19 protein-coding genes are annotated in these 18,092 nt (G+C 32.1%); 12 read left to right on the forward strand and 7 right to left on the reverse strand.

Translation table 11 applies throughout. The annotated features are described in order from the left end of the window. Positions 1-98 precede the first annotated feature (98 nt). On the reverse strand, positions 99-476 hold the full coding sequence (gene ytxJ / locus DFQ10_RS07430; RefSeq protein ID WP_115816769.1) for a bacillithiol system redox-active protein YtxJ: 378 nt from the start codon (positions 474-476) through the stop codon (positions 99-101). Between the two features lie 279 nt (positions 477-755). On the opposite strand from ytxJ, the gene clpB reads away from it, so the two are divergent. Next, the gene (gene clpB, locus DFQ10_RS07435) at positions 756-3,362 is read left to right on the forward strand and encodes an ATP-dependent chaperone ClpB (RefSeq protein ID WP_115816770.1); all 2,607 of its coding nucleotides are present in this window, start codon (positions 756-758) and stop codon (positions 3,360-3,362) included. 116 nt (positions 3,363-3,478) lie between these two features. Here the strand turns inward: clpB and mqo are convergent, their stop codons facing one another. Next, on the reverse strand, positions 3,479-4,966 hold the full coding sequence (mqo, locus tag DFQ10_RS07440) for a malate dehydrogenase (quinone) (protein WP_115816771.1): 1,488 nt from the start codon (positions 4,964-4,966) through the stop codon (positions 3,479-3,481). A 121-nt stretch (positions 4,967-5,087) separates the two neighbouring features. Here mqo and DFQ10_RS07445 point away from each other — a divergent pair, with 121 nt between their 5' ends. Beyond that, positions 5,088-5,951: a TraB/GumN family protein gene (locus tag DFQ10_RS07445; RefSeq protein ID WP_115816772.1), complete on the forward strand. Its 864-nt coding sequence runs from the start codon at positions 5,088-5,090 to the stop codon at positions 5,949-5,951. Between the two features lie 106 nt (positions 5,952-6,057). On the opposite strand, the gene DFQ10_RS07450 is transcribed toward DFQ10_RS07445, so the two are convergent. Beyond that, on the reverse strand, positions 6,058-6,672 hold the full coding sequence (locus DFQ10_RS07450) for an OmpW/AlkL family protein (RefSeq protein ID WP_115816773.1): 615 nt from the start codon (positions 6,670-6,672) through the stop codon (positions 6,058-6,060). Positions 6,673-7,001: 329 nt separating this feature from the next. Between DFQ10_RS07450 and deoC the strand changes: the two genes are divergently transcribed. After that, positions 7,002-7,664 carry a deoxyribose-phosphate aldolase gene (gene deoC, locus DFQ10_RS07455; protein ID WP_115816774.1) on the forward strand — a complete coding sequence of 221 codons (663 nt, stop codon included), beginning with the start codon at positions 7,002-7,004 and terminating at the stop codon, positions 7,662-7,664. Between the two features lie 199 nt (positions 7,665-7,863). Further along, positions 7,864-8,562, forward strand: a complete 699-nt coding sequence (gene deoD, locus DFQ10_RS07460) for a purine-nucleoside phosphorylase (RefSeq protein WP_115816775.1) — start codon at positions 7,864-7,866, stop codon at positions 8,560-8,562. Positions 8,563-8,644: 82 nt separating this feature from the next. Here deoD and DFQ10_RS07465 read toward each other — a convergent pair whose 3' ends face one another. After that, entirely contained in the window at positions 8,645-8,986 is a 342-nt protein-coding gene (locus DFQ10_RS07465; protein WP_115816776.1) for a DUF2853 family protein, read from the reverse strand. 104 nt (positions 8,987-9,090) lie between these two features. Then, positions 9,091-10,851: a 2-succinyl-5-enolpyruvyl-6-hydroxy-3-cyclohexene-1-carboxylic-acid synthase gene (gene menD / locus DFQ10_RS07470; protein WP_115816777.1), complete on the reverse strand. Its 1,761-nt coding sequence runs from the start codon at positions 10,849-10,851 to the stop codon at positions 9,091-9,093. Between the two features lie 80 nt (positions 10,852-10,931). Between menD and DFQ10_RS07475 the strand changes: the two genes are divergently transcribed. Further along, positions 10,932-11,504 carry a hypothetical protein gene (locus tag DFQ10_RS07475; RefSeq protein WP_115816778.1) on the forward strand — a complete coding sequence of 191 codons (573 nt, stop codon included), beginning with the start codon at positions 10,932-10,934 and terminating at the stop codon, positions 11,502-11,504. Here DFQ10_RS07475 and DFQ10_RS07480 read toward each other — a convergent pair. Both DFQ10_RS07480 and DFQ10_RS07485 read right to left on the reverse strand, forming a co-directional pair. After that, entirely contained in the window at positions 11,501-12,616 is a 1,116-nt protein-coding gene (locus DFQ10_RS07480; RefSeq protein ID WP_115816779.1) for a chorismate-binding protein, read from the reverse strand. The two genes, DFQ10_RS07475 and DFQ10_RS07480, sit on opposite strands and share 4 nt — an antisense overlap. A 1-nt stretch (position 12,617) precedes the next feature. Next, positions 12,618-13,043, reverse strand: coding sequence for a PaaI family thioesterase (locus DFQ10_RS07485; protein WP_115816780.1), 426 nt, complete (start codon positions 13,041-13,043; stop codon positions 12,618-12,620). Between the two features lie 53 nt (positions 13,044-13,096). Here DFQ10_RS07485 and DFQ10_RS07490 point away from each other — a divergent pair, with 53 nt between their 5' ends. The 7 genes from DFQ10_RS07490 to DFQ10_RS07520 all read left to right on the forward strand — a co-directional run bounded on the left by DFQ10_RS07490 (position 13,097) and on the right by DFQ10_RS07520 (position 18,038). Next, positions 13,097-13,738 (forward strand): alpha/beta hydrolase, encoded by a 642-nt coding sequence (locus DFQ10_RS07490; protein WP_115816781.1) that lies wholly within the window; start codon positions 13,097-13,099, stop codon positions 13,736-13,738. Positions 13,739-13,796: 58 nt separating this feature from the next. Continuing rightward, a complete protein-coding gene (locus DFQ10_RS07495; RefSeq protein ID WP_115816782.1) occupies positions 13,797-14,744 on the forward strand; it encodes an NAD(P)H-dependent flavin oxidoreductase in 948 nt (315 codons plus the stop codon). Continuing rightward, positions 14,744-15,178, forward strand: coding sequence for a hypothetical protein (locus DFQ10_RS07500; RefSeq protein ID WP_115816783.1), 435 nt, complete (start codon positions 14,744-14,746; stop codon positions 15,176-15,178). Before DFQ10_RS07495 ends, DFQ10_RS07500 begins: the two co-directional genes overlap by 1 nt. Positions 15,179-15,294: 116 nt before the next feature. Beyond that, entirely contained in the window at positions 15,295-15,642 is a 348-nt protein-coding gene (locus DFQ10_RS07505) for a YciI family protein (RefSeq protein WP_115816784.1), read from the forward strand. Positions 15,643-15,648: 6 nt separating this feature from the next. Beyond that, positions 15,649-16,890: an RNA polymerase sigma factor gene (locus tag DFQ10_RS07510; RefSeq protein WP_115816785.1), complete on the forward strand. Its 1,242-nt coding sequence runs from the start codon at positions 15,649-15,651 to the stop codon at positions 16,888-16,890. 28 nt (positions 16,891-16,918) lie between these two features. Next, the gene (locus DFQ10_RS07515) at positions 16,919-17,617 is read left to right on the forward strand and encodes a DNA alkylation repair protein (RefSeq protein ID WP_115816786.1); all 699 of its coding nucleotides are present in this window, start codon (positions 16,919-16,921) and stop codon (positions 17,615-17,617) included. Between the two features lie 46 nt (positions 17,618-17,663). Beyond that, positions 17,664-18,038, forward strand: coding sequence for a VOC family protein (locus tag DFQ10_RS07520; RefSeq protein ID WP_115816787.1), 375 nt, complete (start codon positions 17,664-17,666; stop codon positions 18,036-18,038). Positions 18,039-18,092: the final 54 nt, after the last annotated feature.

Here is an 18,092-nt window from a genome sequence, read left to right on the forward strand (position 1 = left end):
GCATATAAGCGTATTGAAAGATTGTAACTATATTTATTTAGACTCTTTATCTAATTAAGCTATAATTCATTCATTGTTTTATGAATTCTAGATAGAATCTATTCAAATCGTTCTAAATTCATCTCATTAATACCTCCATGACTAGCATGTGCCACCACTACTCCATTTTTTATCACTAACAGCTGAGGTGACTGATGCATCACTTGAAATTTATAGCCAACTTCATTAGACACATCTCTATAATTTAACAAATCTAAATAATACAAATCTGCATTACTATCTAAATCATATGCAGACACAAACTGTTTCATTACCATACTACTAATACCACAACGTGTAGAGTGCTTAAATATAAGCTGCGTTTTGGTTTTAGATCTTTCTTCAATAGTACTTAATTGCGATACATCGCTTAATGGTTGCCAAGGCAATACTTTTTCTTCTTTTGGCTCTGAGGAACCGAATAATTTTTTAAACATATTACATTTTTAAATGGTCTATCGTCAGTTCTTGTCGTTTAATTAACATGTAAACAAAACACCTAACTGACCTACGTCATTCCTTAAGTCGAAACAAATTCGTAATCTTACACAAGACAAAACGTCATTAACAAAAGCTTTAAAACAGACATTTTGTCGTTTATTTCTTACGTTTTTAAATTGGTAAGATAATTGCCTAAAGATAGTCAAACACAACAATAACACAAGGTTGATTTGAGGACAATTAACGTTTCAAATTAATTATAAAAACAATAAAAGATGAATTTTAATAACTATACCATTAAATCGCAAGAAGCGATACAGCAAGCTCAGCAGCTTGCTCAAGGTTTTGGTCATCAACAAATAGAAAACGAGCACATTTTTAAAGCGCTCTTTAATGTTGATGAAAACGTATTACCATTTCTACTTAAAAAGTTGAATGTTAATATTCCAATGCTACAACAAATATTAGACAAAGAACTCGAAAGTTTTCCTAAAGTATCTGGAGGAGATATTATGCTCTCTCGTGATGCTAGTAAAACGTTAAACGAAGCATCAATCATCGCTAAAAAAATGAATGATGACTATGTTTCTATTGAACATTTAGTTTTAGCTATTTTTAAATCTAAAAGTAAAATCGCTCAAATCTTAAAAGATCAAGGTGTTACTGAAAAAGGTTTAAATGCGTCGATTGAAGAATTAAGAAAAGGTGACAGAGTAACATCTCAAAGTCAAGAAGAAACTTATAACTCACTTAATAAGTATGCTAAAAACTTAAATCAATTAGCACGAGATGGCAAATTAGATCCTGTGATTGGTAGAGATGAAGAAATTAGAAGAATCCTTCAAATTTTATCTCGTAGAACAAAAAACAATCCGATTTTAGTTGGTGAACCTGGAACAGGTAAAACAGCTATTGCTGAAGGTTTAGCACACAGAATTATAGATGGAGATATTCCTGAGAACTTAAAAGACAAGCAAATTTTTGCTTTAGATATGGGTTCTTTAATTGCAGGTGCAAAATTTAAAGGTGAATTTGAAGAGCGACTTAAAGCCGTAATCAAAGAGGTTACAGAAAGCGATGGCGATATCGTATTATTTATCGACGAGATTCATACACTTGTAGGTGCTGGTGGTGGACAAGGTGCAATGGATGCTGCAAACATTCTAAAACCTGCTTTAGCACGTGGCGAATTAAGAGCTATTGGTGCAACTACCTTAGATGAGTATCAAAAATACTTTGAGCAAGACAAAGCTTTAGAGCGTCGTTTTCAAATGGTAAAGGTAGATGAGCCAGATACCGAAAGTGCCATTTCTATTCTTCGTGGTATTAAAGAAAAGTATGAAGCGCATCACAAGGTTCAAATTAAAGATGAAGCCATTATAGGTGCTGTGGAATTATCACAACGTTATATCACCAATCGTTTCCTTCCGGATAAAGCGATTGACTTAATGGATGAGGCTGCTTCTAAATTACGAATGGAAATCAATTCTAAACCAGAAGAATTAGATGTTTTAGACCGTAAAATAATGCAGCTAGAAATTGAACATGAAGCTATTAAACGTGAAAAAGATGAAACTAAATTAAAAGCTTTAAAGGCTGATTTAGCTAATCTTAAAGAAGAACGAAATGAGCTGAATGCCAAATGGATGTCTGAAAAAGAAGTGGTTGATAACGTTCAGAATATAAAAGAAGAAATTGAAAACTTTAAAATTGAAGCTGAACGTGCAGAACGTGATGGTGATTATGGAAAAGTAGCCGAAATCAGATACGGAAAAATTAAAGACGCTACAGAAAAACTTGAAAAATTTCAAAAAGAATTAGCAGAGCAACAAGATACATCGCTAATAAAAGAAGAAGTAACCTATGAGGATATTGCAGATGTTGTTGCTAAATGGACAGGAATACCTGTAACTAAAATGCTTCAAAGTGATCGTGAAAAATTACTAAAACTGGAAGACGAATTACACAAACGTGTTGTCGGACAAGAAGAAGCTATTGAGGCGGTTAGTGATGCTGTACGTCGCTCGAGAGCTGGACTACAAAATCCGCAAAAACCAATTGGGACCTTCTTATTTTTAGGAACAACTGGTGTTGGTAAAACGGAATTAGCAAAAGCTTTAGCTGAATACCTTTTTGATGACGAAAATTCTATGACTCGTATTGATATGAGTGAATATCAAGAACGTCATGCCGTAAGCCGATTGGTTGGTGCGCCTCCAGGATACGTTGGATATGATGAAGGTGGACAGTTAACAGAAGCTGTGCGACGTAAACCTTATTCTGTTGTCTTGTTAGATGAAATTGAAAAAGCGCATCCAGATACTTTTAATATTTTATTACAAGTATTAGATGAAGGTCGTTTAACAGATAATAAAGGTAGAGTTGCTGACTTTAAAAACACCATTATAATTATGACTTCAAATATGGGAAGTGATATTATTCAAGACCGTTTTGAAGCGACTAAGGATATTCCTTCAGCCATTGAAGCTGCAAGAATAGAGGTTTTAGCATTATTAAAACAAACCGTAAGACCAGAGTTCTTAAACCGAATTGATGACACTATTATGTTTACACCATTATCTAAACAAAATATTGTTGATATTGTAGGTTTACAACTTAAAAGCATCACTAAAATGATTGCAAAACAAGGTATTACATTTGATGCTACACCTGAAGCTGTAGGTTATTTGGCAGATAAAGGATATAATCCTGAATATGGTGCAAGACCTGTAAAACGAGTGATACAAAAAGATGTATTAAACCAGCTAAGTAAAGAAATATTAGCAGGAAAAGTAACGACAGACAGTATCATTTTACTTGATGAATTCGATGGACAGTTAGTCTTTAGAAATCAAGGGGATTTAGTAACAGAAGAATTATAAAGAAGACTGTAACACTTTAGGGTAGAAACAGTCTATATAATGATTGGTTGGTTAAGAGCAACACAAATTTCAAGCGCTTGAAAGGAGTGTTGCTCTTCCTTTTTATAATTATACCGTTATAACTTTAATGCTTTCTTGGATTTTTCAAGTTGAACTTCAAACAATTCTTTGGTTAATTCAGTATTGTACATTGGTAACATTTTACGCAATAATTGTTTTCCTTTTTCTGAAATAAGAATCTCAGGAAATGCTTTTTCTAAAACACTCATCATTACATGAGTTGCTGTAGAAGCACCTGGTGAAGCACCTAAAAGACACGTAATACTGCCGTTTTTACTACTCACGACTTCTGTTCCAAATTGAAGTTTTCCGCCTTCATATTCATCTTTTTTAATAATTTGAACACGTTGACCAGCCACAAGCAATACCCAATCTTCACTTTTGGCATTTTTGTAAAACTTTCTCAATTCATCCATACGATCATCATGGTTCATACTCACCTGCTCTACCAAATATTTGGTTAATGGCAAATTATGCCAAAAAGCACCAAGCATTGGTGATAAGTTATCGAATTGAATAGATTTTAATAAATCGAAATTAGAACCTTCTTTTAAAAATTTAGGACTAAAACCTGCGAAAGGACCAAATAACAACTCACGCTTACCATCTATATATCTTGTATCTAAATGTGGTGTAGACATTGGTGGATCATTTGGTCCTGCTTTGCTATAAACTTTTGCGTTATGTTGCTTAATAATAGCTTCATTTCTACAAACTAACCATTCACCACTTACCGGAAATCCGCCATAACCTTCCTTCTCCTCTATTTCAACTTTTTGAAGCAATAATAAACTTGCACCTCCTGCTCCAATAAAAACATGTTTAGACTCTATATGATGTTCCTCTTTTGTTTTTAAATCTTTTAATTCAACTGTCCAATCAATATCAGGACTTGGATCGACATCTTGCACTTCCATATTGCAGTGAACTGGTGTATTATATTTAGTTTCTAGAATATGAAAAAGTTGTTTTGTAAGATTTCCATAATTCACTTCTGCGCCTCTTTCAATGCGAGATGCTGCCATTTCTTCTTCACTAGATCTTTCTTCAGCTATTAATGGAAACCAAGATTTCATTTTATCAATATCTCTAGTAAACTCTATAGAATCGAACAAATAGTGTTCTTTAAACGCTTTAAAACGAGCTTCTAAATAATCTGAATTCTCTTTACCTGTCACCCAACTATGATGAGGTACATTTTTAATAAAATCTTCAGGATTATCAATGAGTCCTTCTTCAACTAAAAACGACCAAAACTGTTTTGAAACTTCAAACTGCTTACAAATTTCAATGGCTTTTTTTATAGATACCGAACCATTTTCCTCTTGTGGACAATAATTTAATTCACATAAAGCTGAATGCCCTGTGCCTGCATTATTCCATGCTGCAGAACTTTCTTGTGCAACAGTATCTAATCTTTCAACAATAAGTACTTTTAATTCTGGTTGTAAAATTTTAGAGATTAACGCTAAGGTGGCACTCATTATTCCACCACCAACACAAATTAAATCGTATTCTACATTTGTTTCTATCTTTTTCGTCATTCTTGTTCTATTTGAAGCCTAAATATAAACAGAGAATTAGGAATATGTATTTTATTCTAATTAATCTGTAACTAATTTTAAAGTTTTATGTCTAATGTATTGTAATCAATAAAACATAAGAATGAAAAATTTAATCACTACAGTACTACTTTCAATATTCAGTGTTATATCTATAAATGCGCAAAAATTAGAAAATTCAACACTTTGGAAAATTGAAGGAAATGGTTTAGAAAAACCATCTTACATTTTTGGAACCATTCATATTACTTGTGATGCCACCATAGAAGACGATGTAAAGAAAGCACTAGATGAAACATCTCAAGTGGTTTTAGAAATAGATATGGACGATCCATCAATGCAAACCAAAATGATGGGAGGCATGTACATGAAAGACGGTAAAAAAATTAGCGATTTAGTCTCTAAAGAAGATTATGCCATTATAGACTCATTAATAACAAATGAAGTTGGTATGCCTCTAAAAATGGTAGAAAACATTAAGCCTTTTTTCTTAATTGCCATGCTTTATCCAAAAATGTTAGACTGTCCAATGCAATCTTTTGAGCAAGAGCTTATGGCTGTGGCTACTGAGCAAAAAGAGGACATTAATGGTTTAGAAACTATTGAGGACCAGATGAAAGTTTTTGACGATATTCCTTATGAAGACCAAGTTGCTGACTTATTAAAAACAGCAAAAGATAATTTACAAAAAGATAGAGAAACGTTTAAAGAAATGTTAGACATCTATAAAGATGAAAATATAGAGGCATTGATTGCAATGATGAATGATGACGAATCTTCTTCTGTAAATAAGCATCAAGACAAGTTATTAATAAATAGAAATAAAAACTGGATCCCTAAAATTAGTGAATATGCAATTGAGCAACCTACTTTTTTTGGTGTTGGCGCAGGTCATTTAGCAGGAGAATTTGGAGTTATTAACCTACTTAGAGAAGCTGGTTATACCGTTAGTGCCATTATGGAATAATCTAATACTATCTAAAATTTAGATATAAACTTAGCATAATATATAAAACAAAAAAAATGAGCTCAAATATTGAGCTCATTTTTTGTTTATTTAAAGTTTTATTCTTTTAAAATTTCATACCTACACCTAATCCAATCACTAATGGATTAATATCTACCTCTACTGGTAATACACCTTCACCTGTATCAACATCAACATCTGTTGATAAGAACAGTTTTTTAATATCAAAGTTTAAGAACCACTTATCAGTTAAGTTATAATCTATACCAGCTTGTAAAGAAAATCCAAATGTATTTTCATAATCCATACCAGCAACATCTCCTTCATCTTCACCATAAAAGAAAGTATAGTTTACACCTGCACCAACATAAGGTTTAAAATCTCCTGCATAAAAATGATATTGTAAATTTAAAGTTGGAGGTAATAACCACACGTGTCCTAAATCTGCTCCATTTTCTAATTCAACATCATGTTTTGTAGTTGCTAAAATTAATTCTGCAGCAATATTCTTAGTAAAGAAATATGTAAAGTCTAATTCCGGAACAAAAGCCGTACTAATATCAACATCAGCTCCACTAATATCATCACCAGGAGATGGTATTACAGAAATAACTCTAAAACGAGCCTGCCATTTGCTATAATCTGCTGAAGACGTGTCTTCTTGTGCATTAATACTGAAAGTAAAACCAATTAATAAAATAAATAATAATAAATTTTTCATGAGATTTGTTTTTAAATTTCGACAAATTTATAATTCATAAAAAAGTTAAAGACTGACAAAAGTCATAGGTTAAAACTTAATGTTAAACCGAAAAACACAAGAAAATAATTTTCTGAACTACAATTATTTATAAGCTCAAATACAATTATTCGATGAAATGCATCATAAAATTTCGAATTTTATATACTTTTTAACGGATAAATCATTAATTTTGTCGAGCTATTTAATTCCAACGAAACTTAAGGACATTTATTAACTTGTGAGTAATCCCTCTACTTGTAGAGAATTACAATAGAATTTTATTGCCTAAAAACCCCTAACATAAAAAAATGGAATTAAACCGCTACATAGACCATACCTTACTAAGTGCATCGGCAACTGAATCCGATATACTAAAACTTTGCGAAGAAGCTTTAAAATATAATTTTTACTCTGTTTGCGTTAACAGTAGTAATGTTTATCTTGCTAAACAAGCTTTAGGAAGATCTAACATTAAAGTCTGTGCCGTAGTTGGATTTCCATTAGGAGCCATGTCTACAGAAGCTAAAGTATTTGAAGCCAAAAATGCCATTGATCAAGGTGCTACAGAAATTGATATGGTAATGAATATTGGACGTTTAAAAAGTAAAAACCACCTAGCAGTATTAAAAGATATTAGTGCTGTAAAACGTGCAATTGGTCTTACCACTCTCAAAGTCATACTAGAAATAAGTGAACTTTCTAAAAACGAAATTGTAAAAGCTTGTGAGATCTGTATTGATGCTAAAGCTGATTTTGTAAAAACCTCTACAGGATTCTCTAAAAGTGGTGCGACGTTAACTGCTATTAAAATCATGAGAAAAACGGTTAGAAATCAACTAAAAGTAAAAGCTTCTGGTGGTATTAGAGATGTAGAAACAGCTCTAAAATACATAGAAGTTGGTGCAGATAGAATTGGAGCTTCAGCTGGTGTTGCCATGATGAACAATCAATTATCTAATGCTCAGTACTAAATAAATTACATAGAAGTGATTTAACTCATTGTTCTGTTGCTTTAACAAATTAGTTTTTTTATCTCAAAGAAACTTTTTGAATTTGCTTTACACTAAAGTTTTATTCTTGATGCAAAGCAAAAACTTAAAATAAAGATATAAAGTAAAAATTTGCAGCACAATAAAAAGTTTAAATCACTTCTTTGTTTAACTTTGTACTATGAGTGTACATATTGAAGCCAAGAAAGGCGAAATCGCAGAAACTATTTTACTTCCAGGTGATCCATTAAGAGCAAAATGGATAGCTGAAACATTTTTTGAAAATCCAATATGCTTTAATAAAGTAAGAGGCATGTTTGGTTATACTGGGACTTATAAAGGCAAGCGGATTTCTACAATGGGAACTGGCATGGGAGTTCCTAGCATCTCCATTTATGCCAACGAACTTATTACAGAATATGGTGTGAAAAACCTTATTAGGGTTGGTAGTGCTGGCTCTTATCAAGAAAATGTAAAATTAAGAGATGTGGTGTTAGCCATGGCTGCTTCTTCTACTTCTGGTGTTAATGAATTGAGATTTGGTGGTGCAGATTATGCTCCAACTGCAAATTTTGAATTATTTATGAAAGCCGTAGAAGCTGCTAAACAAAAAAACATTCCTATTAAAGCTGGTAACGTTCTATCTTCTGATGAATTTTATGAAGATAATAAAGAAGCCTATAAAAAGTGGTCTAAATTTGGTGTGCTATGCGTAGAAATGGAAGCTGCAGGTTTATATACCGTTGCTGCCAAACACAATGTAAATGCTTTAGCTATACTCACAATTTCAGACTCTTTAGTTACTGGAGAAAGTACAACAAGTAAAGATCGAGAAACCACTTTTAAAAGTATGATTGAGGTCGCTTTAGAATTGGCTTAAGATTTAAATCATAAAATTAAACACATAAAAAAACGCTGTAATTAAATAATTACAGCGTTTTTTTTATAATATTTATACTTATTTATGAGTAAATACCTTCTTTTTTGAAGTGTTTTGCTAATAAATAATAAACAACTACTCTATACTTAGTTCTGTTAGATCTACCGTATTTTTCAATAACAGCATCAATTGCTTTATCTAAATCAGGACTATCTGTTAATCCTAATTTCTTAATTAAAAAGTTATTCTTAACTGTAGCCAATTCTTTTGCGTCAGAACCAGATACTGTAGAAGAATCTGCATTATAAATTGAAGGACCTAAACCTATAGTTACTTTAGTTAATAAATCCATGTCTGCAGTAACACCACACTTATCTTTTAGATCTGCTGCGTACTTTACAATTAAATCATCTCTTTTACTCATGTTAATATATGTTTTAAGTTAATAAATTAGTTTTCATAAAGGTAACTATTTTTTAGAAACACAAAAAGTGAAAAAGTCACATATTACCATGATTTTCACATCGTTTATTTTATAAACTTGAAATATTCTAAAAGTATCTTATCATTAATTTTTGAAGGAGTAAAAATTTCTAACAAAACAGGTTGTTTAGAAACCTTATAAAATTCATTTAATTGCGTAATTGTTTCATTTTGGTCTTTAGCCACTTTATATTTAAAACCGTACATTTCACAGAGTTGCTTTGCAGATAAATGATGCTTGGTTTCAAAAAAAGTATCAAAATTATTGGTGTCCTTATGTCCTGGTAAGATTCTAAAAATGCCACCACCTTCATTATTAATAACTATAATTCTAAACGTTTTAGGAATATAGTTATTCCAGAGTGCATTACTATCGTAAAAGAAGCTTAAATCTCCTGTAATAAAAGTTGTTCTTTGCTCAGTTGCAATTGAAGCTCCTATCGCTGTGCTTGTACTTCCATCAATGCCACTTGTACCTCTATTACAAAAAACAGAAACACTTTTAGACACATGAAATAATTGTGTATAGCGAATAGCAGAACTATTACCTACTTGCAATACGCTTTGTTTTGGTAAACTTTTTAAAACCGAGTTAAAAACTGTAAAATCAGAAAAAGGAAGATCATCTAAATACAGCTCGTGCATTTTTCGTCTTTTCTGGCGTACAGTAAGCCAAGTTAATTTATAATTACTTTTTGTATGATGCGTTACTTGAGGTAAAAAAGCAGCTAAAAACGTATTAGGTCGCAATTTTAAATGCTTATCTAAACAGAAAAAAGTATCATTAGCCTTAAATAATCCAACATGCCAATGATGTTCTGGTTTATAAGTTCTTAAAAATACTTTTATTTTTTTTGAAACCACCAAACCACCAAATGTTAGCAATATGTCTGGTTGAAGAGCCTTAAAATCCTCTTCATTCAAAGGTGCAATCATTTTATCAATTCCTGGGAAAAAATCTGGATGATGCAAGTTAGACGTTGTTTCTGTAAAGACAATAATACTATCATCATCAGCAATTTCTTGTAGCCACTTTTCCTCTATAGAATTAGGTTGTAAAACACCAACTAAAATCATTTTTCGCTTTGCACTCTGCCAAACATCAACTAAACTCTTAATTTCAAAATCATCAACTTTTTCTTGTCGTGTTTCAATTTTAAAAGGCTTTGGGTTTATGACTAATTCATTTACCGTTTCATATAAAGGTTCGTCAAATGGAATATTAATATGCACAGGTCCAAATTTCAATTTAGAAATCGTTAATGCATCATGGATTTCAGATTCATTATAGGTCTGTATGTCTTTTTGTAGCCCTAAAAAACGTTCAAGCTTATTTTCTATACTTTTAATGATAGGTAATTCTTCTTCAGGTTTTTGATTCTCTGTTTTCCTTAAATCGAGTTTTAAGTTGGCACTGTACAAAATATGCTCACCATAAATATTTTGTTGTTTTATGGTTTGTCCATCTCCTACATCAATTAAATGTTTTGGTCTATCTGCAGATAAAACCACCAAGGGTATATGACTGTAATAAGCTTCTGCAATGGCAGGATAATAATTTAACAATGCACTACCAGATGTACAAACTACAGCTACGGGTTCTTGTAATTGTTGCGCTATGCCTAAAGCAAAAAATGCTGCACAACGTTCATCTACAATACTGTAACAATTAAAAAAATCATCGTGCGTAAAACCAATAGTTAATGGTGCATTTCTACTACCTGGAGAAATAACAATATGCTTTATATTATGCGTTTTACATAAGGTCGTTACAGTTTGCGATAAGGGTATTTTTGAGTAGTTCATAAAGCAAAAATAAGAGTTATATTAATGTAATTAAAAAATTATACCTTTATTTGCATCTCATAAACCGTAATACTTTTCTCATGAAAAAAATCTTATTTCCACTTTTAGCAATAGTTTTATTATTCTCTTGTTCATCAGATGATGATTCTAACGGATCTCAAAATGCTTGTGATTTCGATATTCCTTTTATGGTAGAAGGCAACAAATGGACTATGAATGCTACTCAATTCGGTTTTGATGCTGGTCAAGTAGAAAATGAACTTATAGGTTGTGGAAATTCTGGTATGGAAGTACTAATAACCACACCAAATGGAAATATTTCAAACAACTGGAAACAAGAAGACGGTTATTTATGGACAGATGCAAATGATGCTGCTGACAACGATGGTTACAACAGAGTTTATAAAATAAATGCAGAATTAGGTGATGTTTTCACTTATACAAAAAATGATGGAACGGTTTCTACTACTGAGGTCATAGAAATTGATGCTGTAATTACTGTACCTGCAGGAACATTTGTTTGCGATGTTTACAAGAAAACGTCAACGAGTGTTATTAACGAAACGTTACTAATGTGGAATCACGAAGTAGGACAAATTAAAACTGACAGCGGTTTTGTTATTTTTGAATTAGACTCATACGATTTCAATTAAATTACTTTTAACATCGTTTCAGCTTTATTAACTGTTTCTTCCCATTCTTTTTCTGGGTTAGAATCTTTTGTGATGCCTCCACCTACATAAATATGTGCTGAAGATGCTTTTAGTTGCATGCAACGTAAATTCACATAGAAATTAGATTGCGTTTTCACTACAGCATACGCATTGTTCTCAACATTACGTCTGTTTGTATTTCTTGTAGTGTTTTGTTTTAAGTTTAATTCGCCTAAGAAGCCAGTATAGAATTCGCGATTATAATTTTCATGCTGAAGAATAAAATCTTTTGCATCAACTTTTGGAAAACCGCAAACTGCAGGTGTTGGATGCAAAGCATCAATTATAGATTTCAATTTGGCTTTATCTTTTATCACACTAATAATTCTGGTTTTAAGATGTAATAGGTTTCCTGCTCTTACGGTATCAACATCAGAAACGTTTATCATTTTTGTAAAAGGAGTAATTTCTTTTGTAATATAATCGGTAACAATCTGTTGCTCTTCAACTTCTTTTGTTGTCCAATTTACCGTTTCATTTTCCTTAAAAGCTTGCGTTCCTGCTAATGAAATTGTAGTTAATCGCTTTCCTTCTACTTTAAATAACAATTCTGGTGTGGCACCAATCCATAAACCAACTTTTGGATGAAACCAACAGTAAACCATCGCATTTTTATAGGCGTTAAAAAGTCTTTTAAAAATCGTTATTGGATTACTATTTTGAAGGGATTTCGTTACACATCGCGATAAAACTACTTTTTTTAAATCTTTAGTTTTAATGTTGTCTATTCCTTTTGAAACTAATTCTATATGTTGAAGTTTATCATTTTCATTAGGAATATTTTGAGTCGATTCTATAATCTCAATATCTAATGCATCTATATTTATTTCGGAATAAGAACAAAATTCTTTAGGAAACAGTATGCTTTTTTCTTCGAGATTAAAAGGAGCGAATACAAAACCGCTTTCTGTAAACGTTTCTGTTTTATAAAGTTCATCATCTTGTTGTAACCAACATTTAATCACAGAGTTAATTGGCCTGCTATACACCACAAAAGGTAAATTTAGTGCATATTGTTGCTCTATCGCTTCAAAAAAAGAACTAGAACTCATTTTATTTCTTTTTTGGAAGTGAAATCGTAGATAATCTACAAATAGAAATTAAATTATTTGATTCATCTGTCACTCTAATGTCTAGCAATTGTGTGGTACGTCCTTTATGTAAAAACGTAGCTTTTGCATAAACAAAACCTTCACTTATACTTTTTACATGATTTGCTGTAATCTCTAAACCACGAATAAAGAATTTTTCGGTATCTATAAAAATATGTGACGCAAAACTACCTACACTTTCTGCTAAAGCTGCTGTTGCTCCACCATGCAAAACACCATCTGGTTGATGTACTTTTGGAGTTACTGGCATTCTTGCCACTAAAAAATCATCGCCAAAATCCACAATTTCAATACTTAACGTTTCCATTAATGTATTTTTACTTGCTGAATTAGCTTTTGCTAACATGTCTTCTTTAGATAATTGCATAGAATACTGTATTTTTAATCTTGAAAACAAAGATAAAGAAACCACAAAGAATAATGAATTCACAAGAGAAAGAAATTACTTATAAAACCAGCAACTCCTACTCTACATTAAACACACTTACTAATCAAACAAAAACGGTTTGGTTGGTTTGCCACGGAATGGGTTATATGAGTCGTTATTTTTTGAGGTATTTTAAACACTTAAATCCCGAAGAGAATTACATCATTGCACCACAAGCGCCAAGTAAATATTACATACAACCTAGAATGCATGTTGGAGCCAATTGGTTAACTAGAGATAATACAGCTGCTGGAACAGAAAATATTGTTAACTATTTTGATGCCGTTTTAGAAGCCGAAAATATTCCTGCAGAAATCAATTTCATAGTTTTTGGATATTCACAAGGAGTTAGTGTCGCTTTACGATATTTAGCCAAACGACAATTACAATGCAATCAAATTGTAATCCATTCTGGTGGCATACCAAAAGAATTAATACCCAAAGATTTTGCGTATTTAGCTAAAGACACAAAAGTAAAATTGGTTTATGGTACGGAAGATGAATATTTAGACGAAAATAGAATGCAATTAGAATCCGAAAAAGCTAAGGATTTGTTTGGAGATAAAATTTCTATTACATCTTTTAATGGAAAACATGTAGTTAACGTAGACTTCATAAATAATTTAGTTTCATAAAACTATTATGCACGCATAACAAAATTCATTATATTTGTAATTGAAAACTAAAAGAATTATGACTACCAAACTAACCGCACTACTTCACATCAAATACCCAATAATTCAAGCACCAATGTTCTTGGTCTCTAATGTTGCTATGGTAACAGAAGCAATGAAAGCGGGAATTGCTGGTTGTATTCCTGCACTTAATTACAGAACTTTAGACGAATTAAGAGCAGCGATAAAAGAACTGAAAGCTAATAAAGTTGAAGGGGGTTCTTTTGGTTTTAACTTAATTGTAAACAAGTCTAACGTTAAATATAAAGCCCAATTAGAAGTTATTTGCCAAGAAGGCTGTGATTTTATTATCACCTCTTTAGGAAGTCCGGAAGAAACCATTTTCCAAGCACATGCCGTTGGTATTAAGGTCTTCTGTGATGTTACCGATTTAAGGTTTGCCAAAAAAGTTGAACAACTAGGAGCAGATGCTGCAATTGCCGTAAATAATGAAGCTGGTGGACATAGAGGAAATTTATCTCCTGAAGCATTAACCAACCAATTAAGCAAAGCATTAACCATACCTGTAATATCAGCAGGAGGTGTTGGCTGTAAAGCGGATATTGATAAAATGTTGAGTTATGGAGCTGAAGGAGTTTCAGTTGGAAGTCCGTTTATTGCTTCTATTGAAGCTGGAGTTACAGACGAATATAAACAAGCTTGCGTAGATTATGGTGAAAAAGATATTATAATGACGGAGCGAATTTCTGGTACTCCATGTACAGTAATTAATACACCTTATGTTCAGAAAATAGGAACAAAGGCGACATGGCTAGAAAATCTCTTGAATAAGAATAAAAGCCTTAAAAAATGGGTAAAAATGATTCGTTTTTCAATAGGAATGAGAGCTACCGAAAATGCTGCTAAAAAAGCCACTTATAAAACGGTTTGGGTTGCAGGCCCAAGTATTGAGCATACTAAAGAAATTCTTCCTGTAAAAGCTATTGTAGATAATTTGGTTAATTAATGGCTATAACTTCAAAGACCATTAAGTATGGTGTTATTACCATTGGTGTTTTAGGTTTTCTTTTTATTACCGTCGTACTTGCTTTCATTTTGTATGAATCTAAAAAAGACATTTCAAATGAAGAACCTTACGTGTCTTTTTTAAACAAACCACATCAACTAAAAACTGTTAGTACGCTTCGTTGGCATAAAGACAACTTACGTTTTAGTCATTACAGTTTAGAGGTTAATGATGATTCTAATTATAACGATGAAGATGTGAAGTCTGTAAAACAATATCAACCAGGTGATGTAATTACATTTCATGCAGCGAAATCATATTTTAGTAACCATGTTGGAGAAAGCTATTATCTTATAGGTCGCGATACTTTAGAGACAGGTGAAGTTGTAGAATTTCAATATTACTACACGCCAAATACCTTACCTTTTAATTAATATTATACTACTTTAGAAAAAAGTCTATATATTTATTTCAAATTTTTATGTAATAATTGTCCTCTTTTATCTTTTGGTAAACGTCATAAGGATATAACTATTAAATTTTAAAAATTATGAAAGATTTTATGATGATTTTCGTTGGTAAAGAGTATGTTGATTTAGGCATGTCTCCAGAAGAGTTACAAAGCCGAATGGAAAAATGGTTTGCTTGGGGAGCCAAAATGGAACAAGCAGGTATTTTAAAAGGGGGTGAAGCCTTAACACCACAAATTAGACGTATTACTGGTAAAGACAGAACTGTTACCGACTTAACTTCTGCGGAAGTCAAAGAAATAGTCGGTGGATTTTATTTGATAAAAGCTAAGGATTTTGATGCAGTTCAAGAGATTGCAAAGGATTTTCCTGATTATGATTTAGGAAACACAGTAGAAATTCGTGAAATTATGGTATTCGATCAATAACCGTTAATGGAACCAAAACTAATAGACCATCTTTTTCGCCATCACAGTGGAAAGATGGTCTCTGTTTTAACACGAATATTTGGACTACAGCATCTCGATATTATTGAAGATGCCGTTCAAGATACCTTTATAAAAGCGAGCTTGTCTTGGAGAAAAGAACAGCCAGAATATCCTGAAGCGTGGTTAACAAAGGCCGCTAAGAATAGAGTTCTAGATATTTTTAGAACCTTAAAAGCTCAAAAAAATAACAGTCTACATATTACGCAAGGCACTGATTCTATTGCTATTAATGAGTTGTTTTTAGATGCAGAAATAGAAGATGCACAGCTCAGAATGATATTTACGGCTTGCCATCCTAAATTAGATCCTAGAGACCGCATTTCATTTGCTTTAAAAACCGTTTCTGGATTCAGTATTAAAGAAATTGCTTCCGCATTACTCACCAAAGAAGAAACAATTAAAAAACGATTATTACGTGCTCGCAAAGCGATTAAATCAGCCAATTTACAATTCAATATTCCGCAAGGCAAAGACTTACAAGAACGCTTAGATACCGTATTAGAAGTGTTATATCTTATTTTTAATGAAGGTTTTCACTCTAACAGTAAAGACCAATTAATTAGAGAAGATTTATGTGGTGAAGCTTTACGTTTATGTAAATTATTGCTCAACCATCTACAAACTCAATTACCAGAATGTTATGCGCTTTTTGCTTTGATGTGTTTTCATTCGGCAAGATTAGAAGCCAAAACAAACCTAAATAACGAAGTACTAGATTTAAAACAACAAGATAGAAGCTTATGGCATTTTCCATTAATACAACTTGGGAATTCCATGATGTATAAAGCCGTTGAAACAAAAGAGTTTTCATGCTACCATTATGAAGCTGCGATTGCTGCCGAACACTTAAAAGCTAAAAGATTTGAAGACACCAATTGGAACAAAATTTTACAGTGGTACAAAGCCTTGTATACTTTACAACCTATGGCATCGCACTTGCTAACCATGGCAGTTATTTCAATGCAGACTAAGGATTATAAAATAGCAAATATGTATTTGAAACAACTAAAACCAGAAGATTTAGAGCAACGCGCGTATTTATATTATGCGGCTAAAGCGGATTATTATGCCGAAACCGATAATTTTGATGAAGCTTTATTACAAATTGATTTGGCTTTAAATACTGTAACTAATACCTTAGAGAAAGCGTATTTATTGAAGAAAAAGGAGATTTTGAAATCTTTATAACAACCACTTGAGAAATAAAATTGACTAAATGACCTGCAAAGAAATTATAGAAGCGCTTTATGACCTAGAAGACAAGGATAAAGTAGCTTTTAAAGCGAAGAAGTTTGGCATTATCTCAAATAATTCGTTAGGCATTTATCATAAAGATTTAAAAGTAATGGCTAAAGAAATAGGTGTAGACAATACACTCGCTTTACAGCTTTTTGATAGTGAAATTTACGAAGCGCGCTTATTATGTAGTAAACTATTTAACCCCAAAGATGTTACAGAGGAGCTCATGGAAAAATGGGTAAAGACCTTTGAGAATTGGGAAATATGTGACAGCTTTTGTATGGGTTTGTTTTCAAAAAGTAACTTTGCTCTTGCAAAAATATTAGAATGGTCACAAAGAGAACCAGAGTTTGAAAAAAGAGCAGCATTTGCCACTTTAGCATCGTATTGTATGGCAGATAAAACTTCAGATAACAACTTATTTGAACAATTTTTCTCAATTATAAAACGCGAAGCCCATGACGAGAGGCTCTATGTGAAAAAAGCCGTAAATTGGGCGTTAAGAAACATAGGAAAACGAAATATAGACCTCAATCATAAAGCCATAGAAGTCGCTAATAAACTTCTAGAATTTGAAAGTAAATCTGCCCAATGGATAGCCAAAAATGCGTTAGCCGAATTGCAAAAGGAAGGCATTAGAATGTCTGATTATCCGAGAGCTATTTATAGGTTTTAGATTTCTAAAATTTAACGACCACTAATTATTCTATAATATAAGATATATGACACTAAAACCAAAATCCATAAGACCATTCATAGGTTCAAAAGATTACAATCTTTCAAGAGAATTTTATAAAGATTTAGGATTTGAAGAATTTGTTATTTCTCATAATATGTCTGCATTTAAAACAGGAGAATTCGCCTTTTATTTACAAGACTATTACGCAAAAGATTGGATAGATAATACTATGGTTTTTCTAGAAGTTGATAATGTTCAACATCATTTACAAAAGCTTAAAAATAGTGGTATAACTGAGAAATATGACCATGTAAGATGTTCCGAAATTGTTTATAATGATTGGGGAAACGAATTCTTCTTACATGACCCTTCTGGCATACTTTGGCATTTTGGTGAATTTAATACTAAAGTCAAATAATCTACAAGAAAGACTAAAGTTTTAGGTCTTTATTATCACTCTAAACACTTGGCA

Origin of the sequence: Winogradskyella eximia (assembly GCF_003386165.1) — a bacterium.
GTDB lineage: Bacteria > Bacteroidota > Bacteroidia > Flavobacteriales > Flavobacteriaceae > Winogradskyella > Winogradskyella eximia.